Origin of the sequence: Aurantimonas sp. NFXS3, assembly GCF_049132005.1 — a bacterium.
In the GTDB taxonomy this organism is placed as follows: Bacteria; Pseudomonadota; Alphaproteobacteria; order Rhizobiales; family Rhizobiaceae; genus Aurantimonas; species Aurantimonas coralicida.
The window spans coordinates 1,012,848-1,031,548 of the sequence record NZ_JAGDDZ010000001.1 but is presented as its reverse complement, the minus strand read 5'-3'; the positions used below and the strand labels follow the sequence as shown (position 1 = coordinate 1,031,548).

Genomic DNA, 18,701 nt, shown 5'->3' with positions numbered 1-18,701 from the left:
GTCGTAAGACCGGACTCAGAAAGTGAACTTCATCGAGGCGTTGACCGCATAGACGAAATCGTCGCCGACCGTGGCATTGAAGTACGCACCGTCGCTGGTCGACTGCTCGCCATCGGTCCAGTAGCCGACGAGACCGCCGAAGCGCAGCTCGCTCCACTCATTGGCCTTGAACGAGACGCCGCCGGCCAGGGTGTAGAGATCGGTGTAGGTCGTCTCCGAACCGGTCGACACGCCGCGATCGTAGCCGACCGAGACGGCCGCCGAGATCTCGTCGGTGAACGCCCGGCCGAGGCCGATCGACGCCGTGTAGCCGTCACGCCAGTTGTAGGGCGACAGGCTCGAGCGGGTCACGCCACCGGTGGTGATCGAGCTGACGGCGGTGCCGTTGGTGCTCCAGTCGGTCCAGCGGAACGACGCCAGCAGCAACGTGCCCGGTGCGATGCCGGTCTGCGCGTTGATGTAGAGGCTCTGCGGGCTGACGACATCCGAGAAGTTGGAGGTGCCTGCCGCAACTGGAGTTCCGGGAGCCGGAGCGCCGGGCACGACAACCTGCACGCCACCGGGTCCGATGATGTAGGCATCGCCGTTCGCCGTCACCTGTCCGGTACCGGTGAACTCATCATGCGTTGCCTCGGAGCGATACATCACCTGGGCGCGCAGAGCGATTTCCGGCTTCTCGAATGCCGCACCGACGCGATAGCCGTATGCATAGTCGCTCTTCGTCTCGACGGTCGTGCGCACCGGCAGGAACACCGGAACCGCATTGATCGGAGTCGCAGAGAGGCTGGTTCCATCGAAGGTGAAGTCTTCGGCGAAGACGCCGCCGAGAATGCTGAAGCGGCCGATGTCATTGGTGTAGGACAGGCGGCAGGTCAGGCCGAACTCGTTCGACTCGAACTCGCTCGTCTCGGTTCGCGAATTGGCCGTCGGACCAGCCGGAAGCGCCCCGCCCGGCGCGCCGGTGTAGTCGGATTCCGCCGCGAAGGAGATCACGTAGGTGCCTGCGCAGCCAGCCATCTCGCTGTTGATGCCGAAGGCCAGCGACGGGATGAGGTAATCCTGCGTATAGGTGCCGAAATTGCCGCTCTGGCCGTTTATCGACTCGAAGCCGCGCTGCGGATTGACGTAGGTGACGCCGGTCCGCATCACGGCGGTGCCCTGCTCGAACAGGATGTCCGTGTCAGCCGTGCCGCGCTGGAAGCCACCGGCGAGGGCCGACGTGCTGAGCGCCGCCGAAGCCAGGGACGCGCCGAGAATCGTTGTCAGAAAAGTTCGCAATGGAATCCCCCCACTCTTGTTGAACTTCCGCGGGAACCCAGCCGCTGAAAGTTGACGCAAACGTAAACGATAAATTCGCGGTCCGGAACTCCCCGGTTGCAACACCGGGGCGATTGCGACGCTTCCGCCACAGCGGCGATCATAGCCGGCGAAGCCTGCGCAAGCCTTTGCACATTCTGCTTTTTCGCGTTGGGGAACGGGCAGTTACGTAGGGAGAGATCGGCGCGCGCGCGGCACGAGGAGACAAAATCGTGTCCCGAGCGTGTCATAAATACGACAGATCGACGGCTCGGGGCCAAGGGCCGGATGATACCGGGCCTTGCAGGAGCACGGCGCCTCCATGCAAGGAAACGCCGTGCTCCCGGTTGTAAGGCTACTGCAACCGTTCGAGCGCCGCCGACAGCTTGTCGGCCTCGATCCGGTAGCCTTCGCGCTTCTCGCGCTCCTGCTCGACGATCTCGTCAGGCGCGTTGGCGACGAACTTCTGGTTGGAGAGCTTGCGGTCGATCCGCTCGATCTCGCCCAGGGCCTTGTCGCGGGCCTTGCCAAGGCGGCTGCGCTCGGCGGCGACGTCGATGAGCCCGGCCAGCGGCAGGGCAAAGCTGCCCCCTGCCGCGAGGATCTGCGCCGACTGTTCCGGCGCGGTCTCCGCGGTGACGATGGTCGCCAGCCGTGCCAGCCGCTTCACCGCGGCGCCGTGCCGCTCCAGCCGCGCCGCGGTCGCCGCATCCGGCGCCACCGCGACGAGATCGGCCTCGGTCGCCGCCGGCACGTTCATCTCGGACCGCACCGAGCGGATCTCCGACACAACCTCGATCAGCCAGTTGATGTCGTCGGCGGCGTCGCGGTCGGCGAAGTCGAGCACCGGCCAGGCCGCATGGCAGAGCAGCGAGGCGCGTTCGCCGGCGGCGGTCACCTGCCACAGCTCCTCGGTGATGAACGGCATGAACGGATGCAGCAGCGCGTAGATCCGGTCGAGCACCGCCCCCATGACGTGCCGCACCTCGTTGGCCGCAGCCTCGTCGCTGCCCATCAGAGCCGGCTTGGCCAGCTCCACATACCAGTCGCAGAACAGGTTCCAGACGAAGCGGTAGAGCGTCGCCGCCGCCTCGTTGAAGCGGTAGGCCGCGATGGCGGTCTCAGTCTCGGCGATGGTGCGGCCGAGCTCGGTCACGACCCAGCGGTTCAGCGGCAGCGTGAGCTGCGACGGATCGAGGGTGCCGCCGTGCACGGCGCCGTTCATCTCGGCGAAGCGGGTCGCGTTCCACAGCTTGGTGCCGAAGTTGCGGTAGCCGGCGATGCGCTGCGGATCGAGCTTCACGTCGCGGCCCTGCGCCGCCATGATCGCCAGGGTGAAGCGCAGGGCGTCGGCGCCGAACTCGTCGATGAGATCGAGCGGATCGACCACATTGCCCTTCGACTTCGACATCTTGGCGCCGGTCTTGTCGCGCACCAGGGCGTGGACATAAACCGTGTGGAACGGCTCCTCGTCCATGAATTCGAGGCCCATCATCATCATCCGGGCGACCCAGAAGAAGATGATGTCGAAGCCGGTGACGAGGACGCTGGTCGGATAATAGGTCGCGAGTTCCGGCGTCTGGTCCGGCCAGCCGAGCGTCGAGAACGGCCAGAGGGCCGACGAGAACCAGGTGTCGAGAACGTCCTCGTCGCGATGCAGGAAGCCGTCGCGGCGCGCCGGGTCGGCGGCCATGGCGCGGGCTTCCTCGTCGTCGATTGTGCCGTTGGTGACATAATGCGACAGCGCCGCGGCGACCGCCTCTTCCTCGGTCTTGGCGACGAAGATCTCGCCGTCCGGCCCGTACCAGGCCGGGATCTGGTGGCCCCACCAGAGCTGACGCGAGATGCACCAGGGCTGGATGTTCTCCATCCAGTCGAAATAGGTCTTTTCCCAGTTCTTCGGCACGAACTTGGTGCGGCCCTCGCGCACCGAGGCGATGGCCGGCTCGGCCAGCGTCTTGGCGTCGACATACCACTGGTCGGTGAGGAACGGCTCGATCGGCACGCCGCCGCGGTCGCCATGCGGCACCGTGTGCGGATGGTCCTCGACGGCGGCAAGGAGACCGCCCTCCTCCATCATCGCGACGATGGCCTCGCGCGCGGCAAAGCGGTCCTCGCCGTCGAGCGCCGCAATGGTGCGCTCGAGCTCGGCGGTCTCCTCCAGACCGTCGAGGAAGGCCTCGTTCTCGGCCAGCGTGATCTTCGCGGCGATCGTCAGGATGTTGATCTGCATGAGATCGTGGCGCTTGCCGACCTCGAAATCGTTGAAGTCGTGCGCCGGCGTCATCTTCACCGCGCCGGTGCCCGCCTCGGGATCGGGATATTCGTCGGCGACGATCGGAATCCGGCGGCCAACCAGCGGCAGGATGACGGACTTGCCGACGAGATCGCGGTAGCGCGGATCCTCGGGGCTGACCGCCACGCCGCTGTCGCCCAGCATGGTCTCGGGCCGGGTCGTCGCGACGACCAGATGGTCGCGGGTCTCGTAGCCGGCGGGCTCGCCGTCGGACGGTTTCCACGCGATGCGGTTGCCCTCGGCATCGAGATTGTAGGGATGCTCGTAGGTGACGCCATCGGCCAGCGGATAGCGGAAATGCCAGAGGTGACCCTTCACCTCCTTCTGCTCGACCTCGAGGTCCGAAATCGCCGTGAGCAGCTTCGGGTCCCAGTTGACGAGACGCTTGTCCTTGTAGATCAGGCCCTTGCGATAGAGCTCGACGAAGACGTGCAGCACGGCCTTCGACAGGCCCTCGTCCATGGTGAAGCGCTCGCGCGACCAATCGCAGGACGCGCCGAGACGGCGCAGCTGGCCGAGGATCGCCCCGCCCGATTCGCCCTTCCACTGCCAGACCCGCTCGATGAAGGCGTCGCGGCCCATGTCGCGCCGGCCTGGCTCCTTGCGCTCGGCCAGCTGACGCTCGACGACCATCTGCGTGGCGATGCCGGCGTGATCGAGGCCCGGCTGCCACAGCACCTTCTTGCCGCGCATGCGCTCGAAGCGCACCAGCACGTCCTGCAGCGTGTCGTTCAGCGCGTGCCCCATGTGGAGCGAGCCGGTGACATTGGGGGGCGGAATGACGATCGAGAAGGCTTCGGCGTCCTCGGCGGCGCCGGCTCCGGCGTGGAAGGCCTCGGCCTCTTCCCAACGCTCGGCGATACGCGGCTCGATCGCCGCGGCGTCATAGGTCTTTTCGATCATGGCTTGTCCGGTGCGCGCGCCAGCCGGATTCCCCGGGGCGGTGATGTTCCAGAACCGGTTACAGCCTTGCTTTCGACACTGTCAACGAAGAGCCGTGTCGGCCCGCGATGCGATCTGCGCGCCGCAGGCCGGGTTTGTCAGCGGCGACCGCCGCGGGCGACGCGCTCGATCTCCTCGCGGACCAGCCGCTCGACGAGGCGCGGCAGGTTGTCGTCGAGCCATTCCTGCAGCATCGGCCGCAGCATCTGGCGGACGGTCTCGTCCATGGTGCGCATCTGCTCGTCGCGGATGACGCGGGCGAGATCCTCGAACGACCCGGCGATGCGCTCGCCGGCCTCATGCGAGACAAGGGCGTGGATGTCGGCCGCAGTCGTCGCCGCCACCGGTGCGGACGGCGCCGCCGGCGCCTCGACAGCTTCCGCGGCCTTGGCCTCGACCTCAGCCGGCTCGTGCGCCTGCGACGACGGGCGCGCGGTCATGGCGGGAGCCTCTTCGGCCTCCCGGTCCTCGTCCTCGGCGCTATCGCCGACGACGGAATCTGTTGCCACATCGACGTCGGCGTCGGCCCGGCCCGCCTCGAACAGGCCGGCCCGGTCGAGAAGCTCGCTGGCGAACTCGTCCTCGTCGAACTCGCCGAGATAATCGGCTGGCTCGTCGGCTTCGGCCGAAACCTCGGCAGCGGACGATGTTGCAATGGACCCGGCCGGCATCGGTGCAGCCTGCGCGGAGGCCATCGCCTCCGCCGGCTCCAGCCGCGCTTCAGCAGGCACTTCGTCTTCGTCGTCAGTGGCAGCCATGGCAGAGACATCGGCAACGGAATCGCGCACCGCGTCCGTCCGGCGCTCGGACGCCGCGGCGAGCGAGGCAGCCTGCAGCCGGGCCGACGACAGCGCCGTCACGTCTTCTAAGATGTCCGCGTCGGTCGCATCCGCCGCATTGCCCAGGCGGCCGTCATGGGCCGCAACCGCCTGTCGGACGGCCGTCTCGACCTCGTCTTCGACCATGTCCAGCGAGAGGCCCGGGCCGGACGACATCCCGGCGTCGTCTGCGACATCCTCATCGTCCGCGACCGGCGCCGCGGGCGGCACGATCCCGAGCTTGGGCCGGGGGGCCTGACGCACCGTATCGTTGGCCGGGCGTCCGAGCCCGTCGAAGCCCGAGACCTCGTCGCGCTCGGCCTGAACCGGTGCCGGGTTCTCGAGGCGCGGCTCCGTCAGCGCGGGCCTGGAACCCTGCTGCGCGCGCATTGCCGGCTCGCCAGCCTGCATATCATCGCGCTCGACCGAAGCGGCCGGCTTGGCCGCAGCCCGGCGCGAGGGGGACTTCTCCTCGCCGCTTTCGATGATACGCCGGATGGAGGCCAGGATCTCGTCCATGGACGGTTCCCGTGCCGGTAGAGCATTGCTCATGACGAGCTCCCGCAAAATTGGGCGACAGGCGCAGACCCTATCGCTCGAATCATGCGTGAAGCCTAAGCGCAAAGGGCCTCGACGGGAATCCCGCAAGGCCCTTCAGCGTCTCTATCACCAGCTTCTTGCAGCGTGCTGTTGCCGGCCGGACTCGCTTCGCGGGGTCCGGCGCTCGCCCGATCGAGGCTCAGCGGCCGTCGGGGGTGCGCAGGCCGAACCACTTGTCCTCGACCGCCTCGTAATGCTCGGTCGGCCGATAGACATTCGCCACGAGGTTGAGGCGCTCGGCGGACAGGCGGCCGATGGCCGACAGAACGGCATAGCCGGCGACGACCTCGTCGCGGGTCGAACCGGCCAGCAGGATCTGCGCCGAGATTACGTCGGCCTGGGAGTTCAACACGTCCAGCGTGGTGCGCTGGCCTACATTGCGCTCCTCGATGACGCCGTTGAGGGCGAGCCGCGCCGCGTCGACCTGGGCCCGGTAGCCCGTGATGTTGGCCCGCGCCGCCTGCAGCTGCGCCCATGACGTCGCCACCGCGGCACGCACCTGATCACGGGCGCCATCCACTTCGATGCGCCGCTGGCCGAGCACTTCCTTGGCCTGGCGCACGACGGAACTGGCGCGACCGCCCTGATAGATCGGGATCGTCAGCTGCGCCCCGACCGAGGCGGAGACCTCGTTCTGGGTGTTCACGCGCACGCCCGGCAGGCTGGACGGGTCACGCTCGTTGAGCGCGTAAGTGTCATCGACACGGCCGGTCAGGCTGAGCTCGGGTAGGAAGGCGCCTTCCGCCGACTTCACCTGGAAGGCCGCCGCGTCAACCGCTGCCAGCGTCGCCTGGATCGCCGGATGCTCCGCCTGAGAAATGCGGAAGGCCTCGTCGACCGAGCGCGGCAGCACGCCGGACGGCAGCGTGCCGGCAACCAGATTATCGGGCGAATCGCCAATGATGTCGAAATAGGTCGCCTCGCTGGACGCCACCTGCGCCAGCGCGCTGTTCAGAAGCGCCGTTGCGAGCGCCTGCTGCGATTCGGCCTGGGCGACGTCGGTCCGCGTGCCTTCGCCGACTTCGAACCGTGCGCCGGCGGCCCGCACCTGCTCTTCGAGGAAGCCGAGATTTTCGCGGCGCAGCGCGGCGATGCGCCGGTCACGCAGGACATTCATGTAGGCGCTGGCAGCATCGAACAGGACGTTCTGTTCGGTGTTGGACAGATTGCCGCGCGCTGCCCGGATCTGGGCCTGCGCCGCGGCGACGTTGTTCTGGGTCTGGAAGCCGTCGAAGATCGTCTGGTTCAGCTGCACACCGAAACCGATCGAGTCGGTCCGGTCGCGAATCCGCGGCAGGTCGTCGCCACGGGTCGTGCGGCTGCGGCTGGCATTCGCCGAACCGACGCCGCTGATGAAGGGCCTGAGCGCCGAGCGGGCCTGCGGCACGTTCTCGTCAGTCGCGCGGAGCTGGGCGCGGGCGGCATTGAGATCCTGATTGAACTTGTAGGCCTTTGCGAGCGCCCCGGTCAGCGTTTCCGCCAGCGCCCCACTGGGAGAGGACAACAGCGTGCCCGCGGCCAGAAGCGCGGCAATCACAGTCTTGCCGATCAATGTTCATACTCCATGACGCGGCCCACTTAGGTAACGGTCACCGCCCCCGCCCCGACGTCTCCCGGAAACGTCAGACCCGGGAATGCCATTTGAGGTTTGGGGCATACTAATCAGGCGCACGGCCGATCGATCAAGCGACACGGCCCCCTGCCCGGCATTTGTTTCGCGAATCGGCAAATCTGCAACGATGCTGATCGCTCAGAAGGCGAACTCGGCCTTCCTCTGAAAGCCCGGCAGCGGCCGGATGCTGCAGTTGAATCCGAACCGGCTGCCGACGACGCCGTTGTCGTCCTTGAAGTAGAGCTTGGCTTCCGCCGCATTGCCCTGCCCCTCGACGACGACCAGACGGCCACCATCCCGAAGCTGTTCGAGCAGGGTTTCAGGCAGGATGTCGACAGAACCTTGCACGAAAATGACGTCGAACGGCGCTTCCGACGGATAGCCTTCGTTCAGCGGGCCTTCGACGACGGCGCAGGTGACATAGTCGAGCCGGGCGAGGTTCTCGGTCGCCGCTTCCGCAAGCTCCGGATCCTGCTCCAGCGAGACCACCGAGCCGGCCAGATGCGACAGCACCGCCGACGAATATCCGGTGCCGCAACCGACATCGAGAACGACGTCGTCGGGACGGATCGCGGCGAGCTGGATCAGCTTGGCGAAGGGGGAGGCTTCCATGATGAAGCGGCCGTTGCCGAGCGGCACGTCCTCGTCGATATAGGCCAGCGGCTTGCGCGCGGCCGGCACGAACTCTTCGCGCGGCACCTCGAGGAAGGCCCGCAGGATCTCGTGGCGGGTCACGTCGGTGGTGCGAATCTGGTTGTCCACCATCCGCGTACGGGCGGCATCAAAGTCCATGGTCGACATTCCGATCTCTCGTCGCCGTTTCGCCTTGTTCTCTGTCGTTTCCTTAGTCGCGCCCTAGAAGCGAGGCAAGGCGAAGATCGCCGCAACGCACCGTTCGGCGTTGCGGCGTGACAGAAAACCGGGGCTGCCGGCGTGCCGGCATGACGATGTTCGCAGATCGGATCGGAGGGGCTTGCGAGAGCCCAATCAAATCAGTAGGTACAGCGCCGGTGAGGCCTCGTGGCGGAGTGGTTACGCAGAGGACTGCAAATCCTTGCACGGGGGTTCGATTCCCTCCGAGGCCTCCAGCTTTCTCCCCCTACATTGTATTCACGACAGTTCGACGACCGGCGGCACCATCGCCTGTCAGCGCATGCGGCTTACTGGGCCGGGAAGAAGCGCGGGCCGATCAGGCGATAGCCTTCGGCGGTGCGCTCGACGGGCTCCTGCGGCGCGATGTTGCGGATGGTTTCCGGCCGCGGCGTCGGGATCGGCACGCCGTTGGACGCACTCTTGATGCTGCGGCTCTCGCGCGGCTCGACCGACAGCGACGCCATCTCGATCATCCCCTGCGACAGGGAATCGCCGGAGGTCGACTGCGCGATGGCCGGAACCGTGAAGAGCGCTGCTGCCAGGATCGGGGCTGCCGCAAGCTGCTTGAACATTGTATCCGCCTCTCATTCGTTTGTTGGAAAGCGAAAGGGGTCGAAGCGGAATTCGGTTCCAGATGAGCGACTTGGCGCTCAGGCGACGGTTTGCGATTCGTATACGGCCGCGCGCTTGCGCCGCATCACCTCCGGCAGCGTGTCGATCAGGTGATCCACCAGCAGCCGCACGGCCGGCAGCATGCCGCGCCGCGACGTGAACAGAAGATGCACCATGCTCTCGCCGGCATGATAATCCGGCAGCACCCGGACCAGCGCGCCCGAGGCGAGCGCGTCGTAGCAGACCGCCTGGGGCAGCATCGCGACGCCCAGCCCTTCGATGGCGGCCTCGCGGGAGACGGCGAAGTCGTTGACCAGCAGCCGGGGTTCGTGGCGGATCCGCACCGGCCGGTCGGCGCCGTCATAGAGCTCCCAAATGCTCTGGTCCTGCGTCTTCTGATGGGCGATCGTCGGCAGGCCGGCCAGATCCTCCGGTCGCGCGATGGGTGGATGCGCCGCTAGGAAGGCCGGGCTCGCCACCAGGACGATGCCGATCGGGCCCAGCTTGCGCGCCACCAGGTCGGAGTTCTCCTCGAAGGCGAGATTGGCGCGGATCACCACGTCGACCCGCTCCGCAATGAGATCGATGGTCTCCAGCGACACCAGCAATTGCAGCCGCACCTTGGGATAGGCCGCGAAGAACGCCGGCAGCACGCCGGCCAGCGCATGTTCGCCAAAGCCCGGCGGGCAGCCGAGCCGAACCAGCCCGCGCGGCTCGGCGGTCAGGGTCTGGGCCGCCTCCTCGGCCGCCTCGGCTTCGGCGAGCGCCGCACGGCAATGGCCGTAGAATACGTCGCCGACCGCCGTCAGCGACAGCCGACGGGCCGAGCGCTCCAAGAGCTGGACATCGAGCCGCTGCTCCAGAGCCGCGACGCGGCGGCTCAGCTTCGACTTTGGAATGCCCAGCGCCCGGCCCGCCGCGGCAAAGCCTCCATGGCGCACCACGGCCTCGAAATAGAAGAGGTCATCGAGATTGGGCATGCGTTCCACCAGTAGGACGACGAGTTGCAATTCCGCCATCTACCACCGGGAGCGTTCCAACAATAGGTCTGATGCATCGCATCATTAGCGGGTTTTCGGATGCTGCCAAGCGCAGTCCGCCGGAGCCCCAAACCAAGGGACCATTGCCATGAAGACGCTTTCGCTCCTCGCCGCAGGCCTCGCGGCATCCCTCGCCTTCGCCGCTCCGGCCTCGGCCCAGCTCGCCTCCACCGGCGACGTCGGCTATGGCCATTTCTACGGCGAGTTCCAGTCCGGCCAGCGCGCCGCGGCCGACCGCAACGATGCGGTTCGCAGCGACGCTCGCCGCGTGACCCGCACCGAACGCACGGCCGCACCGCAGACCGCCCGTGACGCGGCGCGATTCGCGCCCGCCACCCGCACGACCGTCACGCCGCTGGCCTATCAGCCGGTCGCCAACGGCCTGTAATCGGCACCGGAGCATCCTCCCAGCTCCCGTCGCCCGCGGGGCGCTGCCGGACTTGCGGCAGCGCCCTTTTTTCCGTTGACGATGTTCATGCTTCGTTCCATCTAGCGGGCATGAGCGATACCAGCAGACCACGATCGGGGACCCTCGGCGAAGCCGCACGCCGCGGCATGCTGGTCACCGCCACATGCCGCAAATGCGGCCATGCCGCCTCGTTCCTGGCGGTGGACCTGGCCATGGCCGCCGATCCAGCAGGCCCGCTGGAAAAGCTGGCGTTTCGCTGCCGCGAATGCCGCGAACGCGATTGCGAGGTCGAGGCCAGGGAGCTCGATCGGGACCGCCGTCCGAATATCGTGGTGTGGCGGCCGACGCGGCTGCGCTGACGGGCCGACAACCGCTCGCTCAGTTGCGGCGGGTTGCGCGCCAGCGGCCCCAGCGCACCGCCGTGCGGCGGCGCCACCGCCGCACCGGGCCGAGATCGACCGACAGCACCAGAAGGCCGACGGGAATCATCCAGAAGCCGACGATCGGCAGGAAGCCGACGGTGCCGCCCAGGACCAGCGCGGCGCCCGTGGCGATCCGCAGGCCGCGCGAGGCGGGCAGCGGCATGTCGCGCCCCATCACCGCAATACGGTGCGCCTTGCGGACCGACGCTTCGTCGTGGCCGCCGGCATCGGGCACGTCCTGCTGTTCGTCCATGACCTGCGGCATTCCTTGTGGCCCGTCACCTGCGCTGCGAAATGGGCGCGGCGCCCCGTCCGCACAAGCCTTTGCCGCCCTGTCGGTTTTTCCGCCATGCTGCGATGCGTTTTTTTGCCCGGACGGGTTGGCAAATGCGCAATCGCTTTGCTATAGGCACGCCAACGCGTTGGACGCGTCATTCCCCGATAGCTCAGTTGGTAGAGCGTTCGACTGTTAATCGAATTGTCGCAGGTTCGAGCCCTGCTCGGGGAGCCAGTTTCTTGAAAGCCGTCGGTCTCGCGACCGGCGGCTTTCTTCGTTTCAGCGCCCTGTTTGCCTTCTGCCGGACGCAACACGCGCTGCCGCGATTCGGCCCGTTTGGTCGCACCGCCCTCGCCTCTCCGCGCTTTCGCGACACATGGTGCCCCATACCGGGCCGACCGGATCACGTCGGGACAAGCGTAGGCAGCATTCATGACGCAGACATCACAGATCGAACCGATCGTCGTCTGGCTTCGGGACGATCTCAGGCTCGACGACAACCCGGCCCTGGCCGAAGCCGCCGACAGCGGACGCCCGGTCGTGCCGCTTGTTGTTCTCGACGAGGAGAGCGACGGCGTGCGGCCCCTGGGCGGGGCGCACAAATGGTGGCTGCATCATTCGCTGAAGCGCTTCGGCAAGGATCTCGCCGACAAGGGGGCGCCGTTGATCCTGCGCCGCGGCAAGGCGCGCGACCATGTCGTCGACATCGTCGAATCGACCGGCGCCACGACGCTTCTGATGAACCGGCGCTACGACCAGGCCTCGCGCGCCGTCGATGACGCCGTCGAGCAGGCGCTGGGCGGCGATGTCGAGGTGCAGCGCTTCACCGCCAACATCCTGCACGACCCCGACAAGGTGCGCACCAAGACCGGCGGCTGGTACAAGGTCTATACGCCGTTCTGGAAGAACCTCGCCGAGCGCGAACCCCGCGATCCGATCGACCCGCCGGACAAGCTCGCAGCGCTCGACGATCAGCCCCGCTCGGACAGGCTGGAGGACTGGGGCCTGCTACCGACGCGCCCTGACTGGTCCGGCGGCATCGCCGCGTTCTGGGAGGTCGGCGAAGCCGCCGCGCATGAGCGCTTTGAGGAATTCTGCGACGAATGGCTGGACGATTATCCTAACGGGCGGGACCGTCCGGGGGACGACGCCACCTCGCGCATGTCGCCGCATCTGCGCTGGGGCGAAATCTCGCCCTATCGGCTCTGGCACACGGCGGAAGCCTATGCGAACCGGCGCAAGACCATTCCGGGCGACGCGCTGAAGACCTTCAAGAAGGAACTGGTCTGGCGCGACTTCAACTATCACCTGCTCCACAATTTCGGGCCGCTCGCGACGCAGAACTACAATGAGCGTTTCGACGCCTTCCCCTGGCGCAGCGCCGAGTCCGAGCTGCGGGCCTGGCAGAAGGGCCTCACCGGCTACCCCATCGTCGATGCCGGCATGCGCCAGCTCTGGGAATGCGGCTGGATGCACAACCGCGTGCGGATGATCGTCGGCTCCTTCCTCACCAAGGACCTGCTGATCGACTGGCGCGAGGGCGAGCGCTGGTTCTGGGATACGCTGGTCGATGGCGACATCGCCTCGAACACCGCCCAGTGGCAGTGGATCGGCGGCAGCGGCGCCGACGCCCAGCCCTATTTTCGGGTCTTCAATCCGGTCACACAGAGCCAGCGCTTCGATGGCGACGGCGACTATATTCGCCGTTTCGTGCCCGAACTCGCCGATCTGCCGGACAAGGCCCTGCACGCGCCCTGGGAGGCCGATGCCGACACCCTGGCCGAGGCCGGGGTGGAACTGGGCAAGACCTATCCGAAGCCGATCGTCGACCACGGGACGGCGCGCAAGCGGGCGCTCGACGCCTATGGCGAAGTGAAGGGCTGAGCCGACCGGACGCCGCCGTCCCCGCCGTTACCGATTCGGTCGCCGCCTCGGCAGGCGGCCAGTGATTCCCGGTGCGCGGCGGCAGACAAGTTTCCCGTCACGGCAATCATTGCCTTGCCACCCCCACCCACCGGTCATAGTTTCGCGGCAGCATTCCGCATCCCGCCAATCAGGTCCCAGATGTCCCGATACAATTCCGTCCTCGACGCCATCGGCAACACGCCGCTCATCCGACTGCACAAGGCATCGGAAGCGACGGGCTGCGAGATCTACGGCAAGGCCGAATTCCTGAACCCCGGCCAGTCGGTCAAGGACCGCGCCGGGCTGTTCATCATCCGCGACGCCGAGGAGAAGGGTCTCCTGGAGCCCGGCGGCATCATCGTCGAAGGCACCGCGGGCAATACGGGCATCGGCCTGTCGCTGGTCGCCGACGCGCTCGGCTATCGCACTGTGATCGTCATCCCCGAGACCCAGAGCGAGGAAAAGAAGGACGCGCTGCGCCTGATGGGCGCCGAGCTCATCGAAGTGCCGGCGGTCCCCTACAAGAACCCGAACAATTACGTGAAGGTCTCCGGCCGCCTCGCCGAACAGCTGGCCAGGACCCATCCGCAGGGCGCGATCTGGGCGAACCAGTTCGACAATCTCGCCAATCGCGACGGCCATGTGGTCACCACCGCCGAGGAGATCTGGCACGGCACCGGCGGCGAGATCGACGGCTTCATCTGCGCCGTCGGCACCGGCGGCACTCTCGCCGGCACCGCCATGGGCCTGAAGCGCCGCTCCGGTCAGATCAAGTTCGGTATCGCCGATCCGATGGGCGCAGCGCTCTACAGCTACTACACGACCGGCGAGTTCAAGTCGGAAGGCTCGTCCATCACCGAGGGCATCGGCCAGGGCCGCATCACCGCCAATCTTGAAGGCTTCGAGCCGGACTTCGCCTACCAGATCCCCGATGACGAGGCCCTGCGCATCGTCTTCGACCTGATCACCGAGGAAGGGCTCTGCCTTGGCGGCTCGTCGGGCATCAACATCGCCGGCGCCATCCGCATGGCGAAGGAGATGGGCCCCGGCCACACCATCGTGACCATCCTGTGCGACTACGGCAATCGCTACCAGTCGAAGATGTTCAACCCGGCCTTCCTGCGCGACAAGGGCCTGCCGGTGCCGCAGTGGATCGAGCGCACGCCGCAATTCGACGTGCCCTTCGAGCCGGTGGACTGACCATGTCCGAGGCCGGAACCGAGCGCGTCTACCAGGACGATTCCTATCTATCGACGATGGAAGCCGAACTGCTGCGCGTCGAGACCACCGCCGACGGGCGCCCCGGCCTCGTCTTCGCGCGCACCAATTTCTTCGCGGCCGGTGGCGGCCAGCCGGGCGATACCGGTTTCGTCGAGACGGCCGACGGCCGCCAGGTGAAGATCGTCGACACGGTCTACGCCGCCGACAAGTCCACCATCCTGATGCTGGTCGAGGACGAGCCGACCCTGCCGCAGCCCGGCGAGACCCTGGTGCTGCATGTCGACTGGAAGCGCCGCTACAAGCTGATGCGCATGCACACGGCCTGCCATCTCCTGACGGTCGTCTGTCCGTTTCCGATCACCGGCGCGGCGGTCGGCGAGGACGAGAGCCGGGTCGATTTCGACATTCCCGACGGCGCGCCGGACAAGGCCGAGGTCACCGCCGGCCTGATGGAACTGGTGGAGGCCAACCATCCGGTCTTCACCCGCTGGATCAGCGATGCCGAACTCGACGCCAATCCGGGCCTGGTGAAGTCGGCCAACGTCAAGCCGCCCCGCGGCACCGGGCGGATCCGCCTGGTCTGCGTCGGCGACGAAGGGTCGGTGGACACCCAGCCCTGCGGCGGCACCCATGTCCTGGAAACCGGCGAAGTCGGCGAGATCCACATCGGCAAGATCGAGAAGAAGGGCAAGGTCAACCGGCGCTTCCGCATCCGCTTCGGCCCCCTGCCCGCCTGAAACCCGTAACTGCCCTTGCCGCGACGGGAACGGGTGCGATCTACTGCGCCATCCGTTGGCCGCGGCACTCCGTGGCACCAGTGCATGATCGAGGCGGCGCATGAGCCAGAACCCCTTCCTGATCTCTCCCGACGAGCTCGCCGGCCATCTCGGCAAGCCGGGGCTCTCGGTCGTCGACGCCTCCTGGTATCTGCCGGCGCAGAAGCGTCTGGCCGAGCCCGAATTCGAGACAGCCCACATTCCCGGCGCGGTGTTCTTCGATCAGGACGCGATCGTCGATCCGGCCTCGTCGCTGCCGCACACCTTGCCCTCGGCCGCCGATTTCGGCGCAGCCGTCGGCAGGCTCGGCATCCGCGAGACCGACACCATCGTCGTCTATGACGGCATGGGCCTGTTTTCCGCGCCGCGCGTCTGGTGGATGTTCCGGACCTATGGCGCAAAGGACGTGCGCATTCTCGACGGCGGCTTTCCGGCCTGGCGGGCCGGCAATCACCCGGTCGAAACCGGCAAGGTCTCGCCCGAGCCCGCGACCTTCGAGGCCAGCTTCGACGCCGATGCCGTCGCGACCCTCGACGAGATGCGCCGGATCGTCGACGACGGCGCGCTGCAGGTGGTGGATGCGCGCCCGGCCGACCGCTTTGCCGGCGAAGCCGCCGAGCCGCGCCCGGGCGTTCGCGCCGGCCACATGCCCGGCGCCCGCAACCTGCCCTTCCTGCAGCTTGCCGAGAACGGCCGGCTGAAATCGCCCGAGGAACTGCGCGCCGCCTTCGCCGCGGCAGGCGTCGATCCCGATGCTCCGGTGGTGACGAGCTGCGGCTCGGGCGTGACCGCCGCCGTGCTCAACCTGGCGCTGGAAACCCTCGGCAGCAGGCAGCACCGGCTCTATGACGGCTCCTGGACGGAATGGGGCGGCGCGACCGACACACCGGTCGTGACCGGACCGTGATCCCCATGCGCCTGTTGACGACCACGGTCACCAGCCTGGAACTGCGTCAGCCGCCCGAGCGGGTGGCCTCGCCGCCCGCTTCCGACACGGAGTTGAGCTTTCGCGAAATCCGCGACATTGCGCTCGATGCCTATCGCACGCTTTATCGCAGCGTCGGCGACCCGCATCACTGGACGTCGCGGATCCTGCCGGACGACCGCCTCGACCGGGAAATCCACGACGAGGCGACCCGCATCTTCGTGCTCCTGGCCGACGACATCGTCGCCGGCTGGTTCGAACTGGAAATGCGCCGGTCGCTGAAATCGGCCCGCATCGTCCATCTCGGCATCATGCCGGCCTTTCGCGGTCGCGGCCTTGCCGATCATCTGGTGTCCAAGGCAATCGTCACCGGCTTTTCGGAAGGCGCCGAACGCCTGACCATCGAGACCAACACGCTCGATCATCCCGCCGCCCTGCCGCTGTACCGCAAGCACGGCTTTACGCCCTATGCGACGCGGATGGTCCAGACGCCGGCGATAGAATCGGTCGAGGCGCTGGCAAGGGAGCACCACACGCCGGCCCCCACCAGCATGGTCGCCGGGGACGCGCCGCGATGAGGATCATTGGCAGCGCAGAGGCGGATCATCTCCTGACCTGGACGGCGGTGACCGAGGCGATCCGCGAGGCGCATCGCCTGCCGCAGGCCGAGATCGGCGACATGCTGCTGTCGCGCGATGGGCGCAGCCTGCTCAATCGCGGCGCCTGGATCGAAGGCCTCGGCATCGCGCTGAAATCGGTGACCGTCTATCCGGACAATCCGCGCCGCGACCCGCCGCTGCCGTCCGTGCAGGGCGGCATGCTGCTTTTTGACGAGGACAGCGGCGCGCCCACGGCTCTCGTCGACGGCATCCTCGTTACCAAATGGAAGACCGCCGGCGATTCCGTCCTCGGCGCCAGGCTGCTGGCCCGCCCCGGTTCGCGGCGGCTGTTGATCTGCGGCGCCGGCACGGTCGCCCGCACGCTGATTCCGGCCTATGGCGAGCTCTTTCCCGACCTCGAGCAAATCATCCTGTGGAACCGCAGCACCGACAAGGCCGAGGCGCTTGCGGCGGAATACGCCGATAACGCCATTCCGGTGACGGTCGCGACCGAGCTGGCCGAGGCGGTCGCTGCCGCCGACATCGTCTCCACCGCCACCCTGTCGAAAGAGCCGTTCCTGAAGGGCGAGTGGCTGAGCCCCGGCACCCATGTCGATCTGATCGGCGCCTTCCGGCCCGACATGCGCGAGGCCGACGACACGCTGCTCCAGCGCGCCGAACTCTTCGTCGATTCCCGCCGCACGACCTTCGGCCATATCGGCGAGATCCAGATCCCGCTCGACGCCGGCACCATCACCGCCGACGACGTCCTGGGCGACCTGCACGATTTGTGCGCCGGAACCGCCGGCCGGTCCTCGCCCGACGCCATCACCGCCTACAAGAATGGCGGCGGTGCCCATCTCGACCTGATGGTCGGCGCGCTGATCCGGCGGCTGGTCGAAGCCGGCGACAGCCGCGGCTGAACGCCGGCACGGGAGCGACGATCCCGACGGTTTCACGCCGGCACCAGACGCGATAGACGAAGCCACGCCTGCCACCGCCGAACGGACGCTGCCCTTGCTCTGGAAAACGCTTATCGCTCTCGTTATCGTCCTGCTGCTGGCCGGTGCAGCCGTCTGGCTGTTCGGACCGCGCGAACCGGTGGAAACGACGATCCGCTTCGATCCCGCCGCCATCGGCGCCGATGCCGACGCCTACCTCGCGCGCACCGAGGCGGACATTCCCAATCTGCGCCCGAACGCGCAGAAGGAGATCGTCTGGGCCTATCCGGCCTCGCGCGCCCGCACGCCGGTCTCGATCGTCTATGCGCACGGCTTCTCCGCCGCCAAGGGAGAGACCCGGCCGCTCGCCGACAAGGTCGCGGCATCCTTGGGCGCGAACCTCTTCTACACCCGCCTTACCGGCCATGGCCGCGACGGCGCCGCGATGGAACAGGCCGACGTCAACGCCTGGCTCAACGATCTGGCCGAAGCGGTCGCCATCGGCCGCGAGATCGGCAACCGGGTCATCGTCATCGGCACCTCGACCGGCGGCACGCTGGCCACCTTCGGGGCGACGCAGCCGGGCCTGATGGAGGATGTGGCGGGACTGGTGCTGATCTCGCCGAATTTCGGCCTGCTCGACCGCTGGGCCTTTGCGCTGGACCTGCCCTGGGCGCGCGATCTCCTGCCGCTGGTCGGCGGCGAGACCCGCGGCTTCGATCCGCTGAACGATCCGCAGGCGGAGAACTGGACGACGCGCTATCCCATCGGCGCGCTGGTCCCGATGGCGGCGCTGGTGCGCGAAACCCTGCGGGCCGACATCTCCGGCATCGCGCTTCCGGTCCTCACGCTGTTTTCGCCGAACGACCGGATCGTCGATCCCGCCGCGACGGAGGCGGTCATGGAACGCTGGCAGGGTCCGCGCGAAGTGGTGGAGGTGCCGGCGAGCGGCGATCCGGCGAGCCACGTCCTGGCGGGTGATATCGTGTCGCCGCAGACCACCGACGACCTCGCCGCTCGGATCGTCTCCTGGGCCGAGGCCCTGCCTCCGACCGACTGATCTCGGGCCGCCACCGGGCGGGCGTTGGCGCGAACGCGGCGTTGCCGGTCGTCACGGCCAACAGACCGCCCGAAACG

17 protein-coding genes and 2 tRNA genes are annotated in these 18,701 nt (G+C 67.4%); 11 read left to right on the top strand and 8 right to left on the bottom strand.

The window, feature by feature from the left end; genetic code table 11:
- Positions 1 to 15: 15 nt before the first annotated feature.
- The 5 genes from J3367_RS04695 to J3367_RS04675 all read right to left on the bottom strand — a co-directional run bounded on the left by J3367_RS04695 (position 16) and on the right by J3367_RS04675 (position 8,356).
- Positions 16 to 1,278 (bottom strand): long-chain fatty acid transporter, encoded by a 1,263-nt coding sequence (locus J3367_RS04695; RefSeq protein ID WP_024351459.1) that lies wholly within the window; start codon positions 1,276 to 1,278, stop codon positions 16 to 18.
- 373 nt (positions 1,279 to 1,651) lie between these two features.
- Positions 1,652 to 4,495, bottom strand: coding sequence for a valine--tRNA ligase (locus tag J3367_RS04690; RefSeq protein WP_024351460.1), 2,844 nt, complete (start codon positions 4,493 to 4,495; stop codon positions 1,652 to 1,654).
- Between the two features lie 137 nt (positions 4,496 to 4,632).
- Positions 4,633 to 5,904: a PopZ family protein gene (locus J3367_RS04685; protein WP_280137476.1), complete on the bottom strand. Its 1,272-nt coding sequence runs from the start codon at positions 5,902 to 5,904 to the stop codon at positions 4,633 to 4,635.
- Between the two features lie 187 nt (positions 5,905 to 6,091).
- Positions 6,092 to 7,504 (bottom strand): TolC family outer membrane protein, encoded by a 1,413-nt coding sequence (locus J3367_RS04680; protein ID WP_024351462.1) that lies wholly within the window; start codon positions 7,502 to 7,504, stop codon positions 6,092 to 6,094.
- 198 nt (positions 7,505 to 7,702) lie between these two features.
- Positions 7,703 to 8,356 carry a protein-L-isoaspartate O-methyltransferase family protein gene (locus J3367_RS04675; protein WP_024351463.1) on the bottom strand — a complete coding sequence of 218 codons (654 nt, stop codon included), beginning with the start codon at positions 8,354 to 8,356 and terminating at the stop codon, positions 7,703 to 7,705.
- 222 nt (positions 8,357 to 8,578) lie between these two features.
- Here J3367_RS04675 and J3367_RS04670 point away from each other — a divergent pair.
- A tRNA-Cys gene (locus J3367_RS04670) sits at positions 8,579 to 8,652 on the top strand.
- 72 nt (positions 8,653 to 8,724) lie between these two features.
- Here J3367_RS04670 and J3367_RS04665 read toward each other — a convergent pair.
- Together J3367_RS04665 and J3367_RS04660 are read right to left on the bottom strand one after the other, a co-directional pair.
- Positions 8,725 to 9,009 carry a hypothetical protein gene (locus J3367_RS04665; protein WP_024351464.1) on the bottom strand — a complete coding sequence of 95 codons (285 nt, stop codon included), beginning with the start codon at positions 9,007 to 9,009 and terminating at the stop codon, positions 8,725 to 8,727.
- A gap of 78 nt (positions 9,010 to 9,087) precedes the next feature.
- Positions 9,088 to 10,029, bottom strand: coding sequence for a LysR family transcriptional regulator (locus tag J3367_RS04660; protein WP_029703421.1), 942 nt, complete (start codon positions 10,027 to 10,029; stop codon positions 9,088 to 9,090).
- Between the two features lie 148 nt (positions 10,030 to 10,177).
- Between J3367_RS04660 and J3367_RS04655 the strand changes: the two genes are divergently transcribed.
- Positions 10,178 to 10,477 carry a hypothetical protein gene (locus tag J3367_RS04655; RefSeq protein WP_024351466.1) on the top strand — a complete coding sequence of 100 codons (300 nt, stop codon included), beginning with the start codon at positions 10,178 to 10,180 and terminating at the stop codon, positions 10,475 to 10,477.
- A gap of 110 nt (positions 10,478 to 10,587) precedes the next feature.
- The gene (locus J3367_RS04650; protein ID WP_148233775.1) at positions 10,588 to 10,857 is read left to right on the top strand and encodes a hypothetical protein; all 270 of its coding nucleotides are present in this window, start codon (positions 10,588 to 10,590) and stop codon (positions 10,855 to 10,857) included.
- Between the two features lie 19 nt (positions 10,858 to 10,876).
- Here J3367_RS04650 and J3367_RS04645 read toward each other — a convergent pair whose 3' ends face one another.
- A complete protein-coding gene (locus tag J3367_RS04645) occupies positions 10,877 to 11,173 on the bottom strand; it encodes a hypothetical protein (protein WP_024351468.1) in 297 nt (98 codons plus the stop codon).
- A gap of 182 nt (positions 11,174 to 11,355) precedes the next feature.
- Here J3367_RS04645 and J3367_RS04640 point away from each other — a divergent pair.
- The 8 genes from J3367_RS04640 (at position 11,356) to J3367_RS04605 (ending at position 18,624) form a co-directional block, all read left to right on the top strand.
- Positions 11,356 to 11,431: transfer RNA gene (locus J3367_RS04640), tRNA-Asn, on the top strand.
- 198 nt (positions 11,432 to 11,629) lie between these two features.
- Positions 11,630 to 13,081 carry a cryptochrome/photolyase family protein gene (locus J3367_RS04635; RefSeq protein ID WP_024351469.1) on the top strand — a complete coding sequence of 484 codons (1,452 nt, stop codon included), beginning with the start codon at positions 11,630 to 11,632 and terminating at the stop codon, positions 13,079 to 13,081.
- Positions 13,082 to 13,261: 180 nt separating this feature from the next.
- On the top strand, positions 13,262 to 14,302 hold the full coding sequence (locus J3367_RS04630; RefSeq protein WP_009209252.1) for a cysteine synthase A: 1,041 nt from the start codon (positions 13,262 to 13,264) through the stop codon (positions 14,300 to 14,302).
- 2 nt (positions 14,303 to 14,304) lie between these two features.
- Positions 14,305 to 15,060, top strand: coding sequence for an alanyl-tRNA editing protein (locus tag J3367_RS04625; protein ID WP_024351470.1), 756 nt, complete (start codon positions 14,305 to 14,307; stop codon positions 15,058 to 15,060).
- Between the two features lie 100 nt (positions 15,061 to 15,160).
- Complete coding sequence (gene sseA, locus J3367_RS04620; protein WP_024351471.1) at positions 15,161 to 16,006, top strand: 3-mercaptopyruvate sulfurtransferase; 846 nt, start codon at positions 15,161 to 15,163, stop codon at positions 16,004 to 16,006.
- Positions 16,007 to 16,011: 5 nt separating this feature from the next.
- A complete protein-coding gene (locus J3367_RS04615; RefSeq protein ID WP_024351472.1) occupies positions 16,012 to 16,602 on the top strand; it encodes a GNAT family N-acetyltransferase in 591 nt (196 codons plus the stop codon).
- Positions 16,599 to 17,546, top strand: a complete 948-nt coding sequence (locus tag J3367_RS04610) for an ornithine cyclodeaminase family protein (protein ID WP_024351473.1) — start codon at positions 16,599 to 16,601, stop codon at positions 17,544 to 17,546. The genes J3367_RS04615 and J3367_RS04610 overlap by 4 nt, the downstream gene beginning before the upstream one ends.
- A 94-nt stretch (positions 17,547 to 17,640) precedes the next feature.
- Positions 17,641 to 18,624, top strand: coding sequence for an alpha/beta hydrolase (locus J3367_RS04605; RefSeq protein WP_024351474.1), 984 nt, complete (start codon positions 17,641 to 17,643; stop codon positions 18,622 to 18,624).
- Positions 18,625 to 18,701: the final 77 nt, after the last annotated feature.